3 protein-coding genes are annotated in these 3,874 nt (G+C 52.4%); all 3 read left to right on the forward strand.

The genetic code is table 11. The features are described 5' to 3' along the window. A partial coding sequence (locus QPK27_RS25120; protein ID WP_290420873.1) for a DUF2345 domain-containing protein occupies positions 1-970 on the forward strand: 970 nt, incomplete at its 5' end. Next, entirely contained in the window at positions 967-2,496 is a 1,530-nt protein-coding gene (locus QPK27_RS25125; RefSeq protein ID WP_290420874.1) for a hypothetical protein, read from the forward strand. The genes QPK27_RS25120 and QPK27_RS25125, both read left to right, overlap by 4 nt. Next, positions 2,493-3,575 (forward strand): Imm71 family immunity protein, encoded by a 1,083-nt coding sequence (locus QPK27_RS25130; protein WP_290420875.1) that lies wholly within the window; start codon positions 2,493-2,495, stop codon positions 3,573-3,575. The genes QPK27_RS25125 and QPK27_RS25130 overlap by 4 nt, the downstream gene beginning before the upstream one ends. The last annotated feature ends 299 nt before the right edge of the window (positions 3,576-3,874 follow it).

A 3,874-nucleotide genomic window follows, 5' to 3' on the forward strand; every position in this document is an offset into this window, starting at 1 on the left:
GCAGAAGGCGTTGTCGAGCAAGGATGCGCAGCAGGCGCAGACGGATTTCATCAAGCAGGTCGATCCGGAGCAGAGTGGAAAGTTCGATGCCGGCGTTGGTGGGCAGGATGCGCTCAAGGCGAGTGACGGTGCGCGCGAGCTCGATGCGGCGGCGCCGGTGGAGAAATTCGGGCAGCCGGTCGTGTTGATGGAGGGGCCGGCGAGCATCAATTGGGCGACGCCGGCGTCTACTGCCGTGTTCGCCGGTGGACAGTTGCAGTGGACGACGCAGGCGGATCTGCACATGGCGGCGGCGCATACGGTGGCGTCGGTGTCGGCGAACGCGACTGGCTTGTTCACGCATGATGGCGGGATCCAGGCGATGGCGGCGAATGGGCCGGTGTCGTTGCAGGCACATACGGATCAGTTGGAGATCCTAGCGGACAAGGCGATCACCGTTATATCGGTGAACGACGTCATCGAGATCAAGGCAAACCAGATGATTGTGCTAAAGGCCGGACAATCCTCAGTGACGTTGGAAGGGGGAAATATCACGTTTGCTTGCCCAGGAAGCTTCACGGTCAAGGGAGGGCAGCATGTTTTTGAAGGCGGAACAGACACCTCACTGAAGCTGCCGGCATTGCCTGAGGGAGAACTTCCGCTCGACACCTTGTACTTGGATCACCGCTACCACGACGATCAGCCCTTGGCGGGTGCGAACTATGTCGTGAAGTTGGCGGATGGGACCGAGCGTACAGGCAAGCTTGACGGAGAGGGCCGCGCGGTCATTCCAAACGTGCCAGGAGGTTCGGCAGAGGTCAGCTTCGGACCTATGCCCGGCGCGTTCGAACGTGTCGATAAGACGCCAATGCCAAATCATGACCCTGCTCCAAGCATGGCAAAGATAGATCAACTGTTTTCAAAATACTTTGAAGCGGACACGGCGCCGGCAGATGCATCGGAACCGCCGAATGAGGATGTAATTTCATGAGCAATGTTCAGGAAGCGCCAGCAGGATGGACGCTCAGCCGGTTCAAAGCTGTCTGCGCCGACGTCAGCAGCTGGACTTGGGGAACTGTGCAAGGTGCCTTCAATGAAAAAGCCAGCCTTTCTCAGATCATCGTCGACGCGGTAATCGGCATGATTCCTCTAGTCGGGGATGCAACAGCAGTACGCGATCTGATCGCTGTGATCATCGGATTGTCCAGCAGCGAAGAAAAGCGAAATTCCAAATGGGAATGGGTCTTGCTTGTTGTCTTGTTATTCGCTCTGATCCCAGTGCTTGGCGGCGTGATCAAGGGAGTCGGTAGAATCACGATCAAAGTTGCAAAGCAGGCTGCTCATCTGACTGGTGCAGCAAAAGCTGCGCACTTGAAGGCTGGTGCAGCCGAGATCGTGGAATTTCTAAACCGCATCGGGATGAAAAATGCAGAGAAATGGCTGCTCTCATTACGCATCGCTGATCATTCAGCTGAAATATTGGGCAAGCTAAAAGTTTTGACGATAACTTTTGACAGGATCCTTGCCAGGGCCGGAGCAAAGTTTGGTGCAATTCCAGGCCTCCGAAGCCGTGTTGTGTCCTTACGTAGCGGAATCGAAAAAGTCCGGCTAAAAGCAGACGAAATGATCCCGGTTGCAATTAAAGAGCTGGATCAACAACTACGGGAAATGCAAGCGTTCATACGTTCCGGTGGCGAGACAACCAGCAGGTTAGCGCTACACAGGGCCACTGTTGGGAGTCGCACGGTTACTAGAACGCGCGAACGACGGATGGTAGAAAATGGCCTACTACCTGCCAGAACCGTTAGGGGCGGTTTCCGCCAAAACCCAGCTTCCGGCCTGCGTATGGCAGAATTAAGGAAATTTTACAAGCCGCGCGATGGATTTCCGAACCTGCTCGATCTGAAAAACCCTACAGGATATCACGAAAAAGTAGCTGCATTTTCCGGGCTAGTACGAAATCGACAACTTAAAGGTGGAGAGGAGGTCTTTCGTTTCTTTGGTCCTGCTCGCGCAACACACGGAGTGCCCGTGAAGGAATCTTTTGCCGGAGGAGCATGGTGGGGACTAGGTGCACCGCCGAAGACAGCGAAGGAATGGCGTGAGTATGCTGCTGTTCTGGATAGTTTCAATGGCGATGGATTTCTCGTCTCAGCTCGCGTGGCAGATAAAAGCGGGCCAAATGCGGTCGTGGGCACCGTTTCTGAACAGTTCGGCAGTCAGATTCCTGGACAGTATCTTCCCGGCGGTGCTACACAGGCATTTTTTTATCTAAGCCGGGACTTTACTGAGGCGCTTACCAAAGCTGGTCAGGAATTTGCGAACGGCGGAAAGGTGAGTAGTATCATTGACCCTACAACCGGCATGCAATTTACTTTCCACCGTACTGGTTGGAATGATGCTAACGGAATATGGGGCTACCTTGAAATGCCTGGGCCTGCCTCGATTCAAACCATGCGGGTCGGCGCTCGTGAACAAGCAACGAAAGAAAATAGGGAGGTCATTGTCCAACCATGAACGAAGCTTTGCCAAAAAACGTGTTATTGCCCTCCGCTTCGGAGAGACGTCAAATTTTTCATTGGTTAAAAAAAGTTAGCTCCTTAACTGCCTGGAAAAGAATTTTTCATTATTACCAGATATGGGCAACAGCTACCGAGGCCAGCCTGCGTCTGGCTGATGAAAACGGCTGGGGAGAAAAGACAGCGCTCTCATATGCAGACTATGCCATTATCCTGAATGGACTGGCACATTGTGAAGAGGGAACAATTCGGTTAAGTAAAGGCGATAAGCGAGTATTCAAGTTTGATGCAAACGGTGAATTCGAAATGGCAGCACGCGCCATCTTTCACTGGAAAGAACTCATCAATCGGATTGAAGACGGTGAGAATGGGATTGACCGAGATCATACTCCACTTTGGCAAGAATTTTGCGATGCAACACAAGATGCTTATCGCGCATGGTGGGAATGTTCAGCATGTGTGCTTGAACCTCGATACCTCGATGAATCCGCACCGCTGGTCTATAACGATTGGCTCATAGGCGAGTTGAACAGCGAGATCAATGCTAACGCGGCGGAAGATATCCTGCCCCCTCACAAAGAGATATTCATTTCCACAGATGAGTATGTTCCTCACTCTGGAATCTGGGAACCTATAGTGGCAGATCCAAAGGATAGCTTCTTGATCAGCTTGATCAAACGCAGAGAAGTACCGAAACCCCCATTCGAAATTTCAGGAACAATGAATTACCTGCACGGCGGATCAAAGGCCCCCCGAGCTTCAATCGAAACGCCATCTGATTTTCTGGAAATCAAAACAACTTGGCGATTGCTTTGGAAAGATGATCGATACATCGACGGCCTCGTACCAGCGGAAGAAACGAACTACAGATTCAGACAACCAGAAAAGTCCATTAAACCTGATATATCTCGGATGCAAATGGACCATACTCTGTGGGCGGAAACCGGCACTATCGTCCCCGCCAGTGGTAGATGGCTACTCGAATCCGAGCTTAGAATAAGCTCTTATTTCAGTGCTGGCGATATTTTCCCAGAACATCAGGGTCGTGCGGTCCGTTGGGTATTCGCGAATCACTAGCTGGCTCATGATCGCGATCTAACTTGACGTCTTGTGCGGCCACCATTGCAAGCCGAAAAGCACGTGATCTTGCCCAGGATGCTCGTGGCTGCTGTTCTCGCGATACTGTTAATCGGGTGTGATGCAAAGGATAAACAAGACAAATCCTCGACCAATCTCACTGCGCTGAGAGAACTGATCGATTTGCAATTTCCTCACACCAGCGCACGCTGAGAAGTGGTTGCCACGCTCGAGGATAAAGGTGGCATACCCGTCCCTTCCAGTTCGCCTGGCAGCGCGGCGCGGCCAGCAACCCGGGC

This window comes from Massilia sp. YIM B02443 (genome assembly GCF_030411955.1).
Lineage (GTDB): Bacteria > Pseudomonadota > Gammaproteobacteria > Burkholderiales > Burkholderiaceae_D > Telluria.